This window comes from Haloarcula sp. JP-L23 (assembly GCF_011602445.1).
GTDB classification, from domain to species: domain Archaea; phylum Halobacteriota; class Halobacteria; order Halobacteriales; family Haloarculaceae; genus Haloarcula; species Haloarcula pellucida.
Window position 1 is genome coordinate 2,789,083 of record NZ_CP050014.1, and the last position, 17,628, is coordinate 2,806,710.

The following is a 17,628-nucleotide window of genomic DNA, read 5'->3' on the forward strand; positions in this document are numbered from 1 at the left end:
CCTAGCCCTCCTCGTCGCCGTCGACCGGCACCCGAACGGTGACCGTCGTCCCCTCGCCATCCGGCGTCGAGACGGCTATCGACCCGTCCAGTGAGTCGACCAGCCACTTGACCAACCAGAGCCCCAGTCCGCTCCCGTGGGCCGTCGGCGTCTCTTCGAGGTTCCCGACCAATAGCTCGCGTTCGGTCTCGGGCATCCCCGGCCCGTCGTCGCTGACCGCAATCGCGACTGTCTCGTCCGCCCGCCACGCGTCGAACGCGAGGTGGCGCGTGCCGGGCGGTTGGTCGTTGTGTGCGATGGCGTTCTCGCCGAGTTCGGTGAGGACGATGGGGAGACGACGCCCGCCGTCGACGACCGCGGCGTCAGCCACCGACGCCTCGACGGTCGCTTCGGGATAGCTCGTCCGTAGCGAGTGGGCGACATCCTCGACGACGGTTTGCACGTCGGCAGGAATCGGCGTCGCTGGCCGACCGTCGAGGAGCTCGTCGTGGATGGTTCGTGCGTGTTCGGTCGTCGCCATGAACGACTTCGCGCGACTGTAGATTCGCTCGGCGGAGCTTTGAACCGCCCCGTCGGTGCCCTCGGCGGAGAGGATCCGTTCCGTCGAGAGCATGATGACCGACATATCGTTGCGGAGGTTGTGTCGGAACACCCTGCTGAACACCGACAACTGGGACTCGCGTCGGTCGAGCGTCGCCGCGAGCGCATCGAACCGGTCGCTGATTCGCCGCCACTCCGTTGCCGGGCCGAGGTCCAGCGACGTGTCGTACTCGCCCGCTTCTAGTTCCCCGAGACCGTCAGAGAGTCGCTCTATCTGTTCGATGGTCCTGCGCGACGCCCAGACGCCGAGGCTGGCGACGACGAGGAGCGTCGCCAGCACGGCCCCGACCTGTAGCCCGGTCGACTGGCGCAGGCGTCGTTCCAGCGGCGTCCGGTCGGCGGCGACGGTGACTCGCCACCCGGTGGACTCGACTGTCGCCGTAGCGGTGAGCGGTGCATCGAACTCCCGGGACTGGTCGTACAGCGTCGTGTCTGTACGGGTGGCGACACGCAGCGACCGCCCCGACGTGAGTGAGGCCGTCGCCCGCTCGAAGAAGTCCGTCGCAGTCAGATGAAAGGCGGCGTTGAGCGTCCCGACGACGGTCCCGTTCGTTCGGATCGGTGCCGACAGAATGACGACGTAGTTGCCGCTCTCCGCCTCGAAGGGAGCACTGATGTGTGACTGCCCGCGCAGGGCTGTCTGCACGTACGTCCGGTCACCGAAGTCCTGCCCGACCAGCGTGGCCCGGTCCTTCGGGGAGGCGTCCGCCGCGTCGAAGGCGGTCATCGTCCCGTTGGCGGCGACGACCGACGCTCCCTCGAACGCGGTCTGCCGGCGGAGCGTCGTGACCGCTCGCTGCTGGGCTGTCGAACCGTGGTCGGCGACGGCGTCGTTGCTCGCCCACAGGGCGACCGTCGACCGCTTCTCGCGCAACCGGGTGTCGATGTCGGTGGCGACGGTCCACGCGTCCGACTCGAGAGCCTGTCGCTCTTGTGTCGTAATCGCCGAGCGGTGGAGGGCGAACCCAGCGAACACGACTGTGGACAACACGAGAGCGACGACGAACAGGACCCGAGAAACCCCGACCGGAGACGCATTACCTCGACCCATACTCCGTCGCGTAATAAACCGTGGGAGTGTCGGTTCGACGGCTTTAAGTGTCGCATTGGCCTCTTGCCGCACGAGACAGGCATCCGCCTGTTTCACTGACCCGTAGAAGCCGTTTGGCGTACTACGGAGGTGAACAATGGCAGACCAGGAAATAGAGAACGCAGTCTCTCGCGCACTCGAGGACGCACCTGAGCGGAACTTCCGCGAGACGGTCGACCTCGCTGTCAACCTGCGCGATTTGGACCTAAACGACCCGTCGAACCGCGTCGACGAGTCCGTCGTTCTGCCTGCCGGCACCGGTCAGGAGACCAACATTGTGGTCTTCGCCGAGGGCGAGACAGCCCTTCGTGCCGAGGAGGCAGCAGACGACGTACTCGACGAGGACGAACTCGAGGAACTGGGTGGCGACGACGACGCCGCCAAGGACCTCGCCGATGCGACTGACTTCTTCATCGCAGAGAAGGACATGATGCAGGACATCGGTCGATACCTCGGGACCGTCCTCGGCCCGCGCGGGAAGATGCCGGAACCGCTCGACCCCGACGACGACGTCGTCGAGGTTATCAACCGCATGAAAAACACCGTGCAGCTGCGCAGTGGGGAGCGGCGGACGTTCCACACGCGCGTCGGCGCCGAAGACATGTCCGCCGAGGACATCGCCGACAACATCGACGTCATCATCCGTCGACTGCACGCCGACCTCGAGAAGGGGCCGCTCAACATCGACACCGTCTACGTGAAGACGACGATGGGCCCCGCCGTGGAGGTGGCCTGATATGAGCGCTGAACGCAAGACAGAGACCATCCCGCAGTGGAAGCAGGACGAAGTCGACTCCATCGTCGAGATGGTCGAATCCTACGAGAGCGTCGGCGTCGTCAACATCGCCGGGATTCCGTCCCGACAGCTCCAGGACATGCGCCGTGACCTCCACGGCACCGCGGAGCTCCGGGTCTCCCGGAACACGCTGCTCCGACGCGCCCTCGAGGAAGTCGACGACGGCCTCGAAGACCTGACGCAGTTCGTCAGCGGTCAGGTCGGCCTCATCGGCACGAACAGCAACCCGTTTTCGCTGTTCCAGGAACTCGAAGCGTCGAAGACGCCCGCGCCCATCGGCGCCGGCGAAGTCGCCCCGAACGACATCGTCATCCCCGAGGGTGACACCGGTGTCGACCCGGGCCCGTTCGTCGGTGAACTGCAGGCTATCGGTGCCGACGCCCGCATTCAGGAGGGGTCGATTCAGGTCCTCTCCGACTCGACGGTGCTCGACGCCGGCGAGGAAGTCTCGCAGGACCTCGCGAACGTCCTCAACGAACTCGGCATCGAGCCCAAAGAGGTCGGTCTCGACCTGCGCGGCGTCTTCGCGGACGGCGTCCTCTTCGAACCCGAGGAACTCGAACTCGACGTCGAGGAGTACGAGCAGGACATCCGTGCGGCCGCCGGGCAGGCGTTCAACCTCTCGGTCAACGCCGGCTACCCGACCGCACAGACCGTGCCGACCATGCTCCAGTCCGCGAGCGGCGACGCCAAGAGCCTCGCGCTGCAGGCCGCCATCGAGGACCCCGAGGTCGTCCCCGACCTCGTGAGCAAGGCCGACGCACAGGTCCGAGCGCTCGCCTCGCAGATCGACGACGAAGAGGCACTGCCGGAGGAGCTCCAGGACGTGGATGCCGCCCCGGCCACCGAGGAATCGACTGACGACCAGACCGAGGACACCGCATCCGAGGACGACGCCGACGACGCCGAGGCCGCCACAGACGAGGCCGAGGACGACGATGACGACGACGAAGACGCCGGCGACGCGCTCGGAGCGATGTTCTAACACCACCACTACAGAACAATGGAATACGTATACGCTGCACTCATCCTGAACGAATCGGGCGAAGAGATCAACGAAGACAACCTCACCGACGTGCTCGACGCCGCTGGCGTCGACGTCGAGGAGTCCCGCGTCAAGGCCCTCGTCGCCGCCCTCGAGGACGTCGACATCGAGGAGGCCGTCGAACAGGCCGCTGCCGCACCCGTCCCCGCCAGTGGCGGCGCCGCCGCGCCCGCCGAGGGCGAGGAGAGCGCCGACGAGGACGACGACGAGGCCGAGGAAGAGGCCGCAGACGAGGAAGACGGCGACGACGACGAGGACGACGAGGCCAGCGGCGAGGGTCTCGGCGAACTCTTCGGCTAACTCGGCAGTACTCGAACCGCATTTCTTTCGCGTACGTCCGACCAGCGACGGCGCTGTCGACCCGACGTTGAAGTAGGAAGCCGGGACCAGCGAGCGTATGCTCCCGGTCAGACTGACGGCAGAGCCGCTGGCAGTCGCGGGAGTGGTGCTCGCGATAGCGGGTGGCGTCTGTCTCGGGTGCGCAAGCGGCCTCGTCCCCGGCCTGCACGCTAACACGCTGGCGCTGTTACTCGCGGCGACGGCCGGACAGATTCCCGGACCGCGCGTGTACGTCGGCGCGGCCATGCTGGCGGCCGGCGTGACACACACCTTTCTCGACGTCGTGCCGGCGCTGGCACTCGGCGTCCCCGACCCGGCGATGGCTGCCGGAGCACTCCCCGGACATCGACTCGTCGTCGAAGGCCGAGGCCGCGAAGCACTCCGCCTGTCGGCTCTCGGAAGCGCCGGGGCCGTCCTGCTCGCGGCCCCGCTAGCACTGCCGGTTACGGCCGTCATGACGCGGCTGTATCCAGTCGTCTCCGCGCACCTCTCGCTGGTGCTAGCCGGTATCGCGGCGCTGCTCGTCGTGACAGAACGCGGGCCGCGTCGACGGGTCGGCGCACTGGTGTCGCTCGGGTCGAGCGGCGGCCTCGGTCTCCTGTTTCTCGACGCGCCTCTCTCCGGTGTCCTCCCGGTCGCCGACGTTCTCGTCCCATTGTTCGCCGGGTTGTTCGGTGCGCCAGTGTTGCTCGCCGCGATCGAGGGCGATGGCGTCCCGCCGCAGGCCGACCCGGCGGTGACGACGCCGCGACGGACGGTTGCGACGCTGGCGACAGTCGGCACGCTCTGTGGGGCCGTCGTCGGCTACATCCCCGGTGTGTCGAGTGCTATCGCGGCGACCCTGGCGTTGGGGGTAACGTCGACACGCGGGCCGCGAGCGTTCGTCGTCACGACGAGCGGTGTCAACACGGCCACGGCGGTGTTCGCACTGTTCGCGCTCGTCACGTTCGGTGACCCCCGAACCGGCGTCTTAGTCGCACTGGACCGAGCAAACGTGCCGCTCGCACTCCCGGTGTTGGTGACTGCCGTAGTCGTCGCCGCCGTCGCCGGTGCCCTGCTGGTCCCGTGGCTCGGCGACCGCTACCTCCGGACCGTCGGCCGACTGGACCCTGCGTGGCTCTCTGTGTCCGTGTTGGCCGCGCTCCTTGTCCTCTCCGGCGTGTTCGCTGGTCACATCGGTGTCGCCGCGTTCGGGGCCGCGACGCTCGCCGGCCACGTCCCGCCGCGCTTTGACTGTCGGCGGGCGACGCTGATGGGGGTCCTGCTCGTCCCCCTCGGTTTATAGGTAACCCCGACGGCGAAAGTGAACGAGCATGACGGCCACCATCAACGTCATCCCCAGCATGGTCGCCGGATACCCGTACGTCCAGCCGAGTTCGGGCATGTTGTAGGCGCTCTCGCCGAAGTTCATGCCGTAGACGCCGACGACGAACGTCAGCGGGATGAAAATCGTCGCGACGACGGTGAGTACCTTCATCACCTCGTTGGTCGACTGCGAGAGCGTGTTGAGGTAGATGTCCCGCGCACCGGAGACGAGGTCACGGTACGTCTCGGTCAGGTCGACTATCTGGACGAGGTGGTCGTGGACGTCGCGGAAGTACTTCTCCGTCTGTGGCTGGACCTGTTGTGGGTCGCCGCGGGCGAGGACGCCGATGGCTTCACGCGCGGGCCAGACCTGCTTGCGAAAGGACAGCAGGTCCCGGCGGACGTCGTTTATCTTCTCAAGCGTCTCGATGTCCGTTGAGACGGTGACTTCCTCTTCGATCTCTTCGATGTCCGTCTCGACGTCGTCAAGCAGGTCGAAGTAGGCGTCGACGACGACGTCGACGACGCGGTAGGCGGTGAAGTCGGGGCCGCGGTGGAGCAGGCGTTCGTCCCCGCGTTCGACGGCGTCCATCACCCGCTGTACCGGCTTGGCTGCCCCTGTAGACATCGTGACGACCCAGTCCCGACCGATGAAGATGGCAATCGGGGAGGTCCGTACCTCCTTCTCGAAGGTCGTCTCGCCGGGGGTGAGCGAGGCGCTCTTGATGAGGACGAACGTGTGGTCGGCGTACTCCTCGGTCTTGGCTCTGACGTCGCCCCTGACGTCGTCGATAGCCAGCGGGTGGAGGTCGAACGCTGCGACGACGGCGTCTATCTCGTCGTCGGTGGCCTCGGCGACGTGGACCCACGTCGTTCCGACGGCGCGGCGGGCGCTGGCGAGATCGTCGTAGGCGACGGCCGTCTCGTCGGCGTACACGAGTGCCGAAATCACGGTTCGCCCTCCGCTTGACCGGACCGGCCGACGGCGAGCGCCGTCAACCCGAACATGAGCGCGGTCAGCGAGAACGCACGACCCGGATAGGGCATCGTGACGCCCAGCACGTATCCGAGAATCCCGGCGACGGTGAGTACAGCACCCATCAGCGAGACGGGTTGCATGCCCCACCAATCACGGTGCCGATAAAAAAGCGTACCCCCGCGAACGCCGAGTCAGTCTCCGCTGTGGGTGATGCCGCCGAACATCGTATCGACTCTGGCACGCTCGTTTATCTGCTTGGGGTGGACCGCGAGGACGATCAGGACGTCGCCTTCGTGTTCGAAACTGGCGACGTGCATCCGGACGTCTATCTCTTGTCCCTGTACGGTCACAGTCCCCGAGAACATCCCGACGTCACGGGGTTCTCCGAGTACCTCGACGGTGCGGTTGCCCTCGGACTGCACGTCATCGACGCCGCTGGCACGGCCCGCAAACTGTTCGACGACCCGCCGGTTCGACCACTGTGCGGCCGGGTTCAGCGTCTGTCCGGCGACTTTCGCGCCGGGTGTCGAGACGACGACGAACCGGGCCAACTGGAGACTCCCGAGCGGTCCGAGGTCGACGCCGCGCTGGTACTGCCTGACGTTGTTCACGACGCGAATCGTCCGGTTCTGCCCGGCGAACGTGACGTCGCGAGTGATGTTCTGTTCGGTCGAGTTCGTGAGTTCGTAGCCGGTCGATTCGAGCGCCGAATCCTCGACGGTCGCCGGTTCGGATTCGAAGGCGACCGTCTCGCCGGTTATGAGGCCCGTACATCCGGCGGAGACGACGAGGAGGGCGACGAGTGCGGAGAGTAGCGGCTTTCGCATTGGTGTTCGCTACGAGACGGTGGGGCATAAAAAAGCTGTTCGCCGACATTACCCGAACAGGCTGACGATAGTGTTGATGACGACCCACTTCACGGCGTTCACGGTGCCGAGGCCGTCGATAGTGATGTCCCCGCCGGTGATGGCGTTCCGGAACGCCGTCGAGGGATCGTTCGACTCGACGATACCGGTCAACGTTTCCCGGTCGGTGGTCATCTTCATCGTCGCGTCGTCACGGGTCCCCTGTTTCAGTTCCTGAATCTGCAGGTCACCGTCCATCCGGAACGAGGCCGTGGCTTCCGTCCCGTTCGCGTCCGTCACGACGAGGTTCACCCGTTCGTCTTGCAACTGGTCGCCGGCGACCCCGAGGTCGCTGGCGTCGACGTTCTCGTTGTAGACGCCGACCATGGCCTCCAACTCGGCGTACATCTCGTCGCCCCACTCCGGTTGGTCGCTCTGGGCGGCCACCGGACCGGCGGCCGATCCGAAGACGAGCGCGAACACGACCACGAGCGGTAGTATCCGAGAACTGTACGGTACGGTAATCATGACGAATACATATTTATCTCGAAAGGATATAAACACGTACTGTCGGGAGATAGCACGCGTACGAAGCTGTTCTATTAGAGAAGTGTATCGGCGATGACTAAACCTCGCCGTCGATTCAGAGGCGGTACGTCGGGCCGTCGTCCGTGTCCTGCACCTCGACGCCGAGCGCTTCGAGTTCGTCGCGCAACTCGTCGGCGCGTTCGTAGTTGCCGGCTGTACGCTCCTGTTCGCGCACGTCGAGGACGAGTTCCACGATGTCGCCGGCGAGTGTGACGTCGCTCTCCGCGTGTTCGTCGCCGAAGGCGAGGCCGAGGATGCCGGCCCCGAACTCCTCGAACGTTTCGACGGCCCGCCGCAGACCACGGTAGTCGTAGGCGTCGTCGTGGTCGTCGACGTGCGTGTTGACGGCGCTCGTGAGGTCGAGTAGCGCCGTCGTCGCCTCGCGAGTGTTGAAGTCGTCGTTCATCGCCGCCTCGAAGTCCGCGCGGACTTCCTCGACGGCGTCACGAAGCGTCTCGTCGGTCACTTTCGCGTAGGCGTCGACGCTGTCGCAGGCTTCGACCGCTCGCTCGTAGCCCCGCTTGAGGCGGTCCCAGCGTTCTTCGGCCTCGCCGATGGTCTCCTCGCTGTAGGTCGCCCGCGAGGAGTACGCCGTCGAGAGCAGGAAGGTCCGCAACACGTCGGCCCCGAACTCCTCGACGGCGTCGGCGACGGTGAAGAAGTTCCCCAGCGAGGAGGACATCTTCTCGCCTTTCGTCTCCAGCAGGCGGACGTGAAGCCAGTAGTCGGCGAAGCGCTGGCCGGTCGCGGCCTCGCTCTGGGCCACCTCGTTCTCGTGGTGGGGGAAGACGAGGTCCTGCCCGCCGACGTGGACGTCGATGGTCTCGTCGAGGTGAGTCATCGACATGGCCGAACACTCGATGTGCCAGCCCGGTCGCCCTTCGCCCCACGGCGAGTCCCACGTTTGGGCCGTTTCGCAGGCCTCCGCGGCGGGTGCGGCCTCGGGGTGCCGGTGCTCCTCGATGTCCTCGGGGTCGACGCCGTCGGCCTTCCAGAGGGCGAAGTCTGCCGGGTGGCGCTTCTCGATTTCGGCGTCCTCACCCTGTGCCTCGATGTCCTCGATGGTCTGGTTCGAGAGTTTGCCGTAGTCCTCGAAACTCGTCACGTCGAAGTACACCGACCCGTTGGCCTCGTAGGCGTGGCCGCTCTCGACGAGTCGCTCGACGAGCGAGATAATCTCGGGGACGTGCTCGGAGACGCGAGGATACACCTCTGCCCGGTCGAGGTTGAGCGAGCGCATGTCCTCGATGACCTGCTGGATGTAGTGGCGGGCCACGTCCGCCTCGCTGTCGCCGTCCTCGCCGACGCGGGCGACTATCTTCTCGTTCACGTCGGTGAAGTTCTCGACGTGGCGCACGTCGTACCCCAACCACTCCAACCAGCGACACATCACGTCGACGTGGACCCAGCCGCGAGCGTGGCCCAGATGCGGCGGGTCAGAGGTCGTGAGGCCACAGTAGTACAGGAGAACGGAGTCGGGGTCGCGTGGCTCGAACGGCTCTGTCTCGCCGGTCAGCGTGTTCGTCACGCGCAGCGTCATTGTCGAATCAGACTGTGTGGGGCCGCTTCAAGGCGTCGGAACGGCGCGCTCTCACCGAAGTGCTCAGCGGCCCACTGCGGCTTCGACGACCCGGAGCGCGTCGGGCCCGTCGCGTCGCTCGACGACCACCACGAGCGAGTCGTCGGCGACGCCGGCCGCCTCGACGGGGACCTCCGCGGCCCGCAACCGACCCAGCACGTCGCCGAGTGCCGCCGGTGAGAGGTCGCCGCTGGCGACGATGCCGGTGAGTGAGCCTGCACCGTTCAGGAAGGCTGTGTCGCCCATCTCGAGAAGCACGTCCCCGTCGCTGCCGTCCCCGTCTGCTCGCCCGACTCCACTCCGCATCGAGAGGCGGGCCTCGCTCTCGTGTGCCGGGTCGTCGGGCAGTTCCTCGGCGAAGCGACGCAGTGCCGTGGCGACGGCGTCCGTGTCCCCGTCGACGTCTAACGTCCGTGCGGCGGCGGTGTAGTTGACGACGCCGGCCCGAAGCGCGTCGTAGAGGGACGGACGCGCTCGAACGGCCTCGCGAGTGGCGGCGGCGAGTGACATACCCGAGGCTCACGACGGCAGGTGCAAAAACCGTTCTATCGGACCTCCCAGTTACTGAGAACCGTCCTGTGGTATTGATAGGCGACCGGCCGTCTCTCCACACGAGGGAAGACAAATGGCCATCGCACAACGAGAGCGGGAGGCGTTCGGACACCCACTCGCACCGATAGAGCGCATCGTCGCCGGAATCGTCCTCGCTGTCGGTGTGGCGGGACACGCCGCGCTGGTCGGGGCCGCCGTCACGCTGGCGTTCCTGCTGCTAACGGCGCTGTAATCACCGGTGACGTCGATTCACGACTCACCGACCCTACTCGGAGAACCGACGACCCATCAGCGGCGGGTTCGACAGCAAGTCGTCGTCGACGCCTATCCGGCGTGCTCACCGTCGCCCGACGGCTTGACGTTCTGGTTCAGCGCGAACAGGTTCGTCGGGTCGTACGCGTCTTTCACCGCGACGAGTCGGTCGTAGGCCGTCCCGAACGTCTTCGCCATCGTCTCGTCGTTGTCTTCGAGGAAGCCCGGGAAGTTCAGGTACACAGACCCGTCGGAGAACTGCCGCATGTCATCGAGACAGTCTCGGACCCACTGAACGTTCGCGTCGTCCATGGCCGGGTCCTCCCAGTTCGCCTCGACACCGAGCAAGAACGGCGCGTGTCGACCGGCGAAGGCGCTGTTCTCGATGCCGGTGTCGGTGATGGCACCGCCGAGTTCCCAGACGTCGACAGTCGACAGCGGTGAGGGGGCTTTCTCACCCCAGTACTCGATGCGGTCGATGGCCGGGTCCGAAAGGGCGTCGAGGTACAGCGACTTCCAGTAGTAGCGCATGCCGTCGGGGTAATCCGCATCAAGTATCTGCTGGAACTCTGTGTAGGGCCGCACCGCGCTGACGTCGACGAGCGGGTCCGCGAACTGTTGGAGGGGGGCAAGCGCGGCTTCGCCCTCTTCGGGCGGCCCGGCGTAACACCCCATGACGGCGAACTTGAAGTCACCGACGACGTCGTCGCCGAACAGGTCCTCGTCGTACATCACGCCCGTCGAAGTGAGCGTGCTCACGGTGTCGGGTGCCGTCTCGACGTACTCCCGGTACGCTCGCAGACACGACTTCGCCTCCGACCCGGAGTAGAAGACGAGCGCCGTGGCCACCTCCGGACCGACGGGGTGGCAGTCGAACTCGAACGCCGTGACGACACCGAAGTTCCCCCCGCCGCCCCGGAGCGCCCAGAAAAGGTCCGGGTGGGTATCTTCGCTCGCGGTCACGAACTCGCCGTCGGCGGTGACGAGGTCGGCGGCCCGGAGATTGTCACAGGTCAGGCCGTACCGACAGCGGAGGTGTCCGATGCCGCCGCCGAGGGTCAGGCCGGCGACGCCGGTGTCAGAGACGACGCCGCCGGGGGTCGCCAGTCCGAACGCCTGCGTCTCGCGGTCGAGGTCGGCCCACGTCGCGCCCGCCTGCACCCACGCCGTTCGCTCCGCGGGGTCGACTCGCACGGCGGTCATCTCGGAGAGGTCACAGACCACGCCGTCGTCACAGACAGCGGTCCCGGCGACGTTGTGGCCGCCACCGCGAACTGCGAGGGGCACGTCCGCTTTACGCGCGAACGCTACCGTCTCGATGACGTCTCTAACGCCAGCACAGCGGACGATGGCGGCGGGGTGTTTGTCTATCATCCCGTTCCAGACGGCCCGGGCGTCGTCGTAGGCGTCGTCGCCCGGTCGAATCACCGCCCCGTGGACGCCGTCGGCGAACCGCTCGACTCCCGGGAGCGTCTCGTGTTCCTGACTCATACTCGAACGGACGCCGTGTGGGCTGTTAGCCTCATTCGTCACCGAGCGTTCGGCGGAGTGAACGCCGTTTCGGCCCGTGAAACGCGTCTCGTGTCGTGCGTAGCTAGAGTTACTACCGTGGGCCACCGTACCTAGCTAGAGAGAACCATGGCGACTGACCGAACGGACGAGACGACCGACGACGCGTCCGAGCGTGCGGAGCCATCGCCGGGGTCGCCGGTCCTCGAATCCGTCCTAGAGAACGCACGAACCCGTCGGTATCTCGGCGAGCGACTTGCGGCGGCGGACGAACGGGTCGGGACGGACTACCTCGGCGACATCGTCCGTCACGGGCCGGTCCTCGAAGCCCTCCTCGAACGGCCACTCGACCGCGGGGAGATAGAGAACCGACTCGACGTCTCGCGGGCGACCAGCCACCGGTTCACGCAGTGGCTCGACAGACAGGGTTTCGTCGAGAAGGTCGACAGTCGCTTTCGGCTGACCGGGCGCGGCGAGACGGTCGCGGAGGAAGTCCTGCGGTTCGAGGCGAACGTCCGGACCGCCCACCGCCTGACGCCGCTGCTGGACGCCATCTGTGACGACCATCAGGAGTTCGTCATCGAACCGTTCGTCAACGCCACCGTCACGACTGCGGCGCCCGAAGACCCCTACCAACCGGTCGAGCGGTTCGTCTCGCTCGTCCGGGACTCCGAGACCCTCCGCGGGTTCAACACCACCCACATGGCACCGCTGGTCCTCGGGCAGTTCCACCAGCAGGTGTTCGAGGCGACGGACACGGAGATCATCTATCTCCCGCACATCGCCGAGAAACTGTTCGAGACGTACCCGGAGCGGGCGAGCGAGGCCATCGACCGCGGCCACCTGACGCTCCGGACCCGCGACACGCTCCCGTACGGCCTCGCGATATTCGACGACCGGGTCGGCGTCGGCGGCTACGACGAGGAGACGGGACTGATGGAGGTGTTCGTCGACACCGACGACGCCGTCGCCCGCGAGTGGGCAGAGCGCGTCTTCGCCTCGGTGAAAGCCGACTCTGAACCGCTGGCGTCCGGTTCGGAGTGAGGGGGTGTTCGGCCGACACCGGAGCGCCGGCGGTGTGGACCGCCAGCGAAGCCCCTAAGAGCGGTTCGTCCCAACGGCGTGGTATGGAAGAAGCGCTCGTCATCGCGGCCCACGGCTCGCATCTCAACGCCGAGTCGAGTACGCCGACGTTCTCACACGCGGACACCATCCGTGCGACCGGCGCGTTCGACGAGGTCCGGGAAGCCTTCTGGAAGGAGGAGCCGTCGTTCCGGGAGGGGCTACGCACCGTCGACGCCGAGGAGGTGTATCTGGTGCCGCTGTTCATCTCGGAGGGGTACTTCACCGAACAGGTCATCCCCCGGGAGTTCCGCCTCGACGAGTGGGACCCCGAGATGTGGGACTCCGACGGCACGAGCGCCACCCACGCGACGCTGACCGCCGAAGACACCGGCCAGACCGTCCACTACTGTGGCCCGGTCGGTACCCACGACTCGATGAGCGACGTCATCGTCCAGCGGGCGAAGTCGGTCACGGACGACCCCGACGTGGGCGAAGGGTTCGGACTCGCCGTGGTCGGCCACGGCACCGAGCGAAACGAGAACTCCGCGAAGGCCATCGAGTACCACGCCCAGCGCATCGGCGAGATGGACCGCTTCGACGAGGTGCAGGCGCTGTTCATGGACGAGGACCCCGAGGTAGACGACGTCACCGACTACTTCGAGAGCGAGGACGTCGTCGTCGTCCCGTTGTTCATCGCCGACGGCTACCACACGCAGGAGGACATCCCCGAAGACATGGGCCTGACCGACGACTACCGGACCGGCTGGGACACCCCCGAAACCGTCGACGGCCACGACATCTGGTACGCCGGTGCCGTCGGGACGGAACCGCTCATGGCCGACGTGGTCCTCGAACGCGCCGCCGACGCGGGCGCCGACGTGAGCGGGGCTATCGAACAGGTCCGCGAGGAGACCGGCAACGGGAACCCGGCGACAGGTGACTAACCCGGCGACGGCCAGCGACTGCGTCTACCCGTAACAATCGGCAACAGACGGGCGAACCGGCTAACTTTTTCCGCGGGAGTCCCGTGGTTCAGTATGGACGAGGACTCCGTGGACGCGCTGGTGGCTACCGCGCCGGACGGTATCGATTTCGACGGCCTCCACGTCGGCCGCGAGGAAGACCGTTACACGTTCGAGACGCCCGAGGAGTCCCACGAAGACCTCGGCAAAGACGACTTCCGCTCGGTCGCGACGGACTCGCCCTATGCCGCCAACTGGTACTTCTGGCACGCCACCGCCCCACAGGCCGAGCCACGGTGGGCGTTCCTCCGGTGGCTGGAGGGTGCCGAGTCGACGCCGGTCCCCGAGCGATACGACGCGCTCTCCGGCGGCCGTACGGCCGAGTGGGGCGAACTCGCCGTCACCGTCTCACTGACCGAGGACGGCGGGCGGGTCTACGACCTCCGGCACGAGGCCGACGTCGGGACAGTGGTCGACGACCTGAACACGTACGAGGACCCGGCCGCCGCCCGTGACATCACGAAACACGACGACCGGGGGCGGTACCGACCGCTCAAGACCGCGCCGTCGCTCCGAAGCGGGTGGGCGTTCCCGTCGCTCGGCCCCGCCGCACTCGTCGAGGCCGTCCACACGTTCTACCCCGCGACGGTCCAGAACTGGTACCGCGAACGGGAGGGCGAACTGGACGTGACCCACTGGCACGAGACCGTCGAACGCCAGACCGGCATCTACGGCGTCGTCAAGACGTGGGACCGCGGCGAGGGGTACGAACACGTCAACTGGGTCGCCGAGGCCTGCTGTGACGACTCGCAGTGTCTGAAACGCCGCGAGTGGCAGTACGACGCCGACACCGACCTCGACGTGGACGGGGGCGACGGCGAGTTCCCCTGCCGGGAGCCGTGTTCGCTCGTCGTCTCGGCCGCGCGCAAGTGGACCAAACTCGAAGCCGAGGAGCCCCAGACCTACGAGTTCGAGTTGACCCCCAGCGAGAAAGCGCAGGTCGAGGCCATCGTCGACGCCGTCGCCGACGGCCGGGCCGCCGACATCCGCGAGGCCGACACCGCCGACGGGGCGAACCGCTACCGGGCACGGTTCCTCCGGGCGAAACTGTTCGACGACGACGGCAACCTCTGTGGCGTCGAGACCGATGACTAAGTCGCGAGCACCGCGTACACTGTCGCGAGAACGCCGACGACGACGGCGAGCGCCGCCAGCAACACGACTACGTTCTGGACGAAGAACGCGGCGGTGACGGCCGCGAGCAGGGCGACGCCACCGACCGCGAGCACCGGCAAGTCGGGGACGTCGGCGAGGGCGGATGCGGACTCGGATTCGGGTTTCGGCTGTGGTTTCGCGAGGTCCTCGTCGACTTCGACCGGGTCGTCGCTCCGGTCCGGTTCGGTGACCACGACGTCGACGTAGCGCGTCGTCGCGCCGTAGGCCGTGACGACTTTCAGTTTCCCGCGGACGGCCCCGTCGCGAGTCAGGGTCACCCGCACCCGGCGTTCGCTGTCTCGTTCGACGTGATGGTTGGGCGCTTCGATGCTTGCGAGACTGGAGAGCGCGTCGTCGAGGTGGAGGTGGACGTGCGTGGCTTCCCCGTGGTTGACCAGACGGACGTCGAAGCTCTCGCTCGTCTCGAACGTCGTCGGTACCGCTAGCCCGTGGAGTTCGTCGCGGTTGACGTGGACGAGGAGCGAGTCAGGCACACCGGAATGTCGGCGGGGACACATAAAAAAGGTTCAGGGGTGTCATAGTGACTGTTGTAGATTATTTCCGTATCGGGCCGACCCCGGGGTCGGCGCGTACCGATAAATCGCTACAACAGCCACTATCAGGCCGGCGCTTCGTCGCGCATGTCCGGCGGAAGGAGGTTCGGGATACCGTCTTCGATGGGGAACACCTCGCCACACTCCGTACAGACCAACTGTCCGGACAGAATCTCCTCGTCGTCGCGTTCCTCGACCTCGAGGTCGAGGTCGTGTTTGTCCAGCGGACAGCAGATGATGTCCATCAGGTCCTCTTTCATACACCTGCGTCGGTCCGGTAGCCCTAAAAGCGTACTGTCTGGCGCGAGGTGCGGAACTTCTCTTCGCCCGGCTGGTCGTGCAAACTCGCGGGTGAGTCGCTGTCCGACCGCCTCGGTGGCGAGGTGAGAATCGAACCCGCCGAGAACGATTCCGAGTCCGACGAGAGCGGCTGCTGTTGGCCGTCGCGGGACCGCCAAAACGAGATACTGAACCGTTAGAACGGCGACTCGCGGACGATAGTCTCGCCGCGGCCCGGGCCGACGCCGATAGCGTAGGCCGGGGTGTCGAGTTCGTCCTCGATGTACTCGACGTAGGTCCGTGCGTTCTCGGGCAGGGCCTCGTAGCCCTCGCTCGCGACGGTGGCCGGGTCGAACGCCTCCCAGCCCTCGAAGGAACGGAGGTTCGCCTCACACTCCGCCCACTGCTCGGTCCGTGCGGGCATCGACGTCAGTTCCTCGCCGTCGAGCGTGTAGGTGTGGCCGACTTTCACTTCGTCGAGACCAGCCAGCACGTCGAGGTGGTTGATAGCGAGACCGGTGAACCCGGAGACACGGGTCGCGTGCCGGAGCATCGGCATGTCCAGCCAGCCGACACGTCGGGGGCGCCCGGTGACGGTGCCGTACTCGCCACCCTCCTCGCGGATGTAATGTGCCAGTTCCTCGTTCTCGCCTTCTCCCTGTTCGTCGTAGCCGGGCGTGTCACCGACGACGCCGCCGAGTTCGGTCGGCAGCGGGCCGCTCCCCACGCGCGTGAGGTAGCCCTTGACGATGCCGACGACTTCGCCGCCACCGACGACGCCGGGACTGACGCCGGTCCCGACCGCGGCGCCGCCGGCCGTCGGGTTCGAGGACGTGACGTACGGGTAGTTGCCGTGGTCGATGTCGATGATGGTCCCCTGTGCCCCCTCGAACATGACGTTCTGGCCGTCTTCCATGGCCTCGGTGAGGAAGGCACCGGCGTTGACCGTCATCCCCTCCTCTTCGAAGCGGCGGCCGAACTCGCGGAACTCCTCGAAGAGTGCGTCGACGTCCAGCGCGTCGGGGTCCTCTAGGTCCTCGACGTCGAGGCCGTAGACGTCCTCGACGACGGCCCGCTTCTGCGGGACGACGTACTCGAGTCGCTCGCGAAGCACGTCGGAGTCGAGCAGATCACCGACACGGACGCCGCGCCGGCCGGCCTTGTCCTCGTAGGTCGGGCCGATGCCGCGACCGGTCGTCCCGACTTCGTCGTCCGTCTCGCTCTTTACCTCTTCCTCGATGCCGTCCAGAACGCGGTGGAACGGGAGGATGACGTGTGCCCGTTCGGCCACGCGTACGTCCGGGTCGAGACCACGGTTCTGCAGCGTATCTATCTCGTCGAACAGCGTTCGCGGGTTGACGACGCACCCGTTGCCGAGGACGCCGACCTTGCCGCGGATGGCTCCACTCGGGACCAGAGAGAGCTTGTACTCCTCGCCCTCGTGGACGACGGTGTGGCCGGCGTTGTCGCCGCCCTGATAGCGCGCGACGACGTCCACGTCGTCGCCGTACAGGTCGACGATGCCGCCCTTCCCCTCGTCGCCGAGTTGTGAGCCGACGATGGTTACGGTCATCGCACGGACGTTCCGGCCACCGTGATAAACAGATTACGGTCCCTTTCGGCGCGGTTATGGGGGTGACTGTTTGGCATGGGAGTCGTTACGACGCATTTAATACACACCTATCCGAACCAAAAAACCGGCAAAGACGGGTACACGAGGGCAACTTTTAAACCCTGCAAACACAAGTTAACAATTGCCATGATAGACAGGCTTGAGAAGGAAGTTGACATGCTGGAGCGTCACTTGCAGGTGCTCCGCATGGTTATTGAGAACGAGCCTATCGGTATCGTGAAGATGTCCAACGAGACGGGCTACCCACACCACAAGGTGCGCTACTCGCTGCGCGTCCTCGAAGAGGAGAACCTCATCGAGCCCTCCAGTCAGGGAGCCATCACGACCGAGCAGACGGGCGAATTCGTCGACGACCTAGACGAGAAGATAGACGAGATCATCGAGAAGCTCGAAGGAATGAAAATCGAGGACGCGGCCGAAATAGAAGGCTAACGCGCTTTC

General features: G+C 66.2%; 20 protein-coding genes. 9 read left to right on the forward strand and 11 right to left on the reverse strand.

The window, feature by feature from the left end; all coding sequences use genetic code 11:
• Position 1 precedes the first annotated feature (1 nt).
• Complete coding sequence (locus G9465_RS14535; RefSeq protein ID WP_166971208.1) at positions 2-1,651, reverse strand: sensor histidine kinase; 1,650 nt, start codon at positions 1,649-1,651, stop codon at positions 2-4.
• A 136-nt stretch (positions 1,652-1,787) separates the two neighbouring features.
• Between G9465_RS14535 and G9465_RS14540 the strand changes: the two genes are divergently transcribed.
• From G9465_RS14540 to G9465_RS14555, 4 genes are all read left to right on the forward strand, one after another.
• The gene (locus G9465_RS14540; protein WP_166971210.1) at positions 1,788-2,426 is read left to right on the forward strand and encodes a 50S ribosomal protein L1; all 639 of its coding nucleotides are present in this window, start codon (positions 1,788-1,790) and stop codon (positions 2,424-2,426) included.
• Position 2,427: 1 nt separating this feature from the next.
• Positions 2,428-3,471: a 50S ribosomal protein L10 gene (locus tag G9465_RS14545; protein ID WP_166971212.1), complete on the forward strand. Its 1,044-nt coding sequence runs from the start codon at positions 2,428-2,430 to the stop codon at positions 3,469-3,471.
• A gap of 18 nt (positions 3,472-3,489) precedes the next feature.
• Positions 3,490-3,831, forward strand: a complete 342-nt coding sequence (gene rpl12p, locus G9465_RS14550; RefSeq protein WP_166971214.1) for a 50S ribosomal protein P1 — start codon at positions 3,490-3,492, stop codon at positions 3,829-3,831.
• A gap of 97 nt (positions 3,832-3,928) precedes the next feature.
• Positions 3,929-5,155, forward strand: a complete 1,227-nt coding sequence (locus G9465_RS14555; RefSeq protein WP_166971216.1) for a tripartite tricarboxylate transporter permease — start codon at positions 3,929-3,931, stop codon at positions 5,153-5,155.
• Here the strand turns inward: G9465_RS14555 and corA are convergent.
• The 6 genes from corA to G9465_RS14585 form a co-directional block, all read right to left on the reverse strand.
• Positions 5,150-6,127: a magnesium/cobalt transporter CorA gene (corA, locus tag G9465_RS14560; RefSeq protein WP_166971217.1), complete on the reverse strand. Its 978-nt coding sequence runs from the start codon at positions 6,125-6,127 to the stop codon at positions 5,150-5,152. The two genes, G9465_RS14555 and corA, sit on opposite strands and share 6 nt — an antisense overlap.
• A complete protein-coding gene (locus G9465_RS14565) occupies positions 6,124-6,294 on the reverse strand; it encodes a hypothetical protein (protein WP_166971219.1) in 171 nt (56 codons plus the stop codon). The genes corA and G9465_RS14565 overlap by 4 nt, the downstream gene beginning before the upstream one ends.
• Positions 6,295-6,345: 51 nt before the next feature.
• The gene (locus G9465_RS14570) at positions 6,346-6,981 is read right to left on the reverse strand and encodes a DUF6517 family protein (RefSeq protein WP_166971221.1); all 636 of its coding nucleotides are present in this window, start codon (positions 6,979-6,981) and stop codon (positions 6,346-6,348) included.
• A 48-nt stretch (positions 6,982-7,029) separates the two neighbouring features.
• A complete protein-coding gene (locus G9465_RS14575; protein ID WP_166971223.1) occupies positions 7,030-7,527 on the reverse strand; it encodes a hypothetical protein in 498 nt (165 codons plus the stop codon).
• Positions 7,528-7,642: 115 nt separating this feature from the next.
• On the reverse strand, positions 7,643-9,127 hold the full coding sequence (cysS, locus tag G9465_RS14580) for a cysteine--tRNA ligase (protein WP_166971225.1): 1,485 nt from the start codon (positions 9,125-9,127) through the stop codon (positions 7,643-7,645).
• Positions 9,128-9,190: 63 nt separating this feature from the next.
• Entirely contained in the window at positions 9,191-9,676 is a 486-nt protein-coding gene (locus tag G9465_RS14585; RefSeq protein WP_166971227.1) for a hypothetical protein, read from the reverse strand.
• 115 nt (positions 9,677-9,791) lie between these two features.
• Here G9465_RS14585 and G9465_RS14590 point away from each other — a divergent pair, with 115 nt between their 5' ends.
• The gene (locus tag G9465_RS14590) at positions 9,792-9,950 is read left to right on the forward strand and encodes a hypothetical protein (protein WP_166971229.1); all 159 of its coding nucleotides are present in this window, start codon (positions 9,792-9,794) and stop codon (positions 9,948-9,950) included.
• 92 nt (positions 9,951-10,042) lie between these two features.
• On the opposite strand, the gene G9465_RS14595 is transcribed toward G9465_RS14590, so the two are convergent.
• Entirely contained in the window at positions 10,043-11,461 is a 1,419-nt protein-coding gene (locus tag G9465_RS14595; protein WP_166971231.1) for an FAD-binding oxidoreductase, read from the reverse strand.
• Between the two features lie 147 nt (positions 11,462-11,608).
• Here G9465_RS14595 and G9465_RS14600 point away from each other — a divergent pair, with 147 nt between their 5' ends.
• From G9465_RS14600 to G9465_RS14610, 3 genes are all read left to right on the forward strand, one after another.
• Positions 11,609-12,523, forward strand: a complete 915-nt coding sequence (locus G9465_RS14600; RefSeq protein WP_166971233.1) for a winged helix-turn-helix domain-containing protein — start codon at positions 11,609-11,611, stop codon at positions 12,521-12,523.
• Positions 12,524-12,606: 83 nt separating this feature from the next.
• Positions 12,607-13,488, forward strand: a complete 882-nt coding sequence (locus G9465_RS14605; RefSeq protein ID WP_166971235.1) for a CbiX/SirB N-terminal domain-containing protein — start codon at positions 12,607-12,609, stop codon at positions 13,486-13,488.
• A gap of 93 nt (positions 13,489-13,581) precedes the next feature.
• Positions 13,582-14,661 carry a DR2241 family protein gene (locus tag G9465_RS14610; RefSeq protein ID WP_166971237.1) on the forward strand — a complete coding sequence of 360 codons (1,080 nt, stop codon included), beginning with the start codon at positions 13,582-13,584 and terminating at the stop codon, positions 14,659-14,661.
• On the opposite strand, the gene G9465_RS14615 is transcribed toward G9465_RS14610, so the two are convergent.
• From G9465_RS14615 to G9465_RS14625, 3 genes are all read right to left on the reverse strand, one after another.
• Positions 14,658-15,215 carry a hypothetical protein gene (locus G9465_RS14615; protein ID WP_166971239.1) on the reverse strand — a complete coding sequence of 186 codons (558 nt, stop codon included), beginning with the start codon at positions 15,213-15,215 and terminating at the stop codon, positions 14,658-14,660. The genes G9465_RS14610 and G9465_RS14615 overlap by 4 nt on opposite strands.
• A 125-nt stretch (positions 15,216-15,340) precedes the next feature.
• Complete coding sequence (locus tag G9465_RS14620; RefSeq protein ID WP_166971241.1) at positions 15,341-15,535, reverse strand: methytransferase partner Trm112; 195 nt, start codon at positions 15,533-15,535, stop codon at positions 15,341-15,343.
• Between the two features lie 215 nt (positions 15,536-15,750).
• Positions 15,751-17,127, reverse strand: a complete 1,377-nt coding sequence (locus G9465_RS14625) for an adenylosuccinate synthase (RefSeq protein ID WP_166971243.1) — start codon at positions 17,125-17,127, stop codon at positions 15,751-15,753.
• 186 nt (positions 17,128-17,313) lie between these two features.
• Between G9465_RS14625 and G9465_RS14630 the strand changes: the two genes are divergently transcribed.
• Complete coding sequence (locus G9465_RS14630; RefSeq protein ID WP_135304560.1) at positions 17,314-17,619, forward strand: hypothetical protein; 306 nt, start codon at positions 17,314-17,316, stop codon at positions 17,617-17,619.
• The last annotated feature ends 9 nt before the right edge of the window (positions 17,620-17,628 follow it).

Excerpts from the sequence above, each read along its gene's own strand:
- G9465_RS14625 (WP_166971243.1), bottom strand. The coding sequence starts at position 17,127 with ATGACCGTAACCATCGTCGGCTCACAACTCGGCGACGAGGGGAAGGGC.
- rpl12p (WP_166971214.1), top strand. The coding sequence starts at position 3,490 with ATGGAATACGTATACGCTGCACTCATCCTGAACGAATCGGGCGAAGAG.
- G9465_RS14595 (WP_166971231.1), bottom strand. The coding sequence starts at position 11,461 with ATGAGTCAGGAACACGAGACGCTCCCGGGAGTCGAGCGGTTCGCCGAC.
- G9465_RS14605 (WP_166971235.1), top strand. The coding sequence starts at position 12,607 with ATGGAAGAAGCGCTCGTCATCGCGGCCCACGGCTCGCATCTCAACGCC.
- G9465_RS14545 (WP_166971212.1), top strand. The coding sequence starts at position 2,428 with ATGAGCGCTGAACGCAAGACAGAGACCATCCCGCAGTGGAAGCAGGAC.
- G9465_RS14610 (WP_166971237.1), top strand. The coding sequence starts at position 13,582 with ATGGACGAGGACTCCGTGGACGCGCTGGTGGCTACCGCGCCGGACGGT.
- G9465_RS14620 (WP_166971241.1), bottom strand. The coding sequence starts at position 15,535 with ATGAAAGAGGACCTGATGGACATCATCTGCTGTCCGCTGGACAAACAC.
- G9465_RS14555 (WP_166971216.1), top strand. The coding sequence starts at position 3,929 with ATGCTCCCGGTCAGACTGACGGCAGAGCCGCTGGCAGTCGCGGGAGTG.
- G9465_RS14590 (WP_166971229.1), top strand. The coding sequence starts at position 9,792 with ATGGCCATCGCACAACGAGAGCGGGAGGCGTTCGGACACCCACTCGCA.
- G9465_RS14600 (WP_166971233.1), top strand. The coding sequence starts at position 11,609 with ATGGCGACTGACCGAACGGACGAGACGACCGACGACGCGTCCGAGCGT.
- G9465_RS14570 (WP_166971221.1), bottom strand. The coding sequence starts at position 6,981 with ATGCGAAAGCCGCTACTCTCCGCACTCGTCGCCCTCCTCGTCGTCTCC.
- G9465_RS14540 (WP_166971210.1), top strand. The coding sequence starts at position 1,788 with ATGGCAGACCAGGAAATAGAGAACGCAGTCTCTCGCGCACTCGAGGAC.
- G9465_RS14575 (WP_166971223.1), bottom strand. The coding sequence starts at position 7,527 with ATGATTACCGTACCGTACAGTTCTCGGATACTACCGCTCGTGGTCGTG.
- cysS (WP_166971225.1), bottom strand. The coding sequence starts at position 9,127 with ATGACGCTGCGCGTGACGAACACGCTGACCGGCGAGACAGAGCCGTTC.
- G9465_RS14585 (WP_166971227.1), bottom strand. The coding sequence starts at position 9,676 with ATGTCACTCGCCGCCGCCACTCGCGAGGCCGTTCGAGCGCGTCCGTCC.
- G9465_RS14630 (WP_135304560.1), top strand. The coding sequence starts at position 17,314 with ATGATAGACAGGCTTGAGAAGGAAGTTGACATGCTGGAGCGTCACTTG.
- G9465_RS14565 (WP_166971219.1), bottom strand. The coding sequence starts at position 6,294 with ATGCAACCCGTCTCGCTGATGGGTGCTGTACTCACCGTCGCCGGGATT.
- G9465_RS14535 (WP_166971208.1), bottom strand. The coding sequence starts at position 1,651 with ATGGGTCGAGGTAATGCGTCTCCGGTCGGGGTTTCTCGGGTCCTGTTC.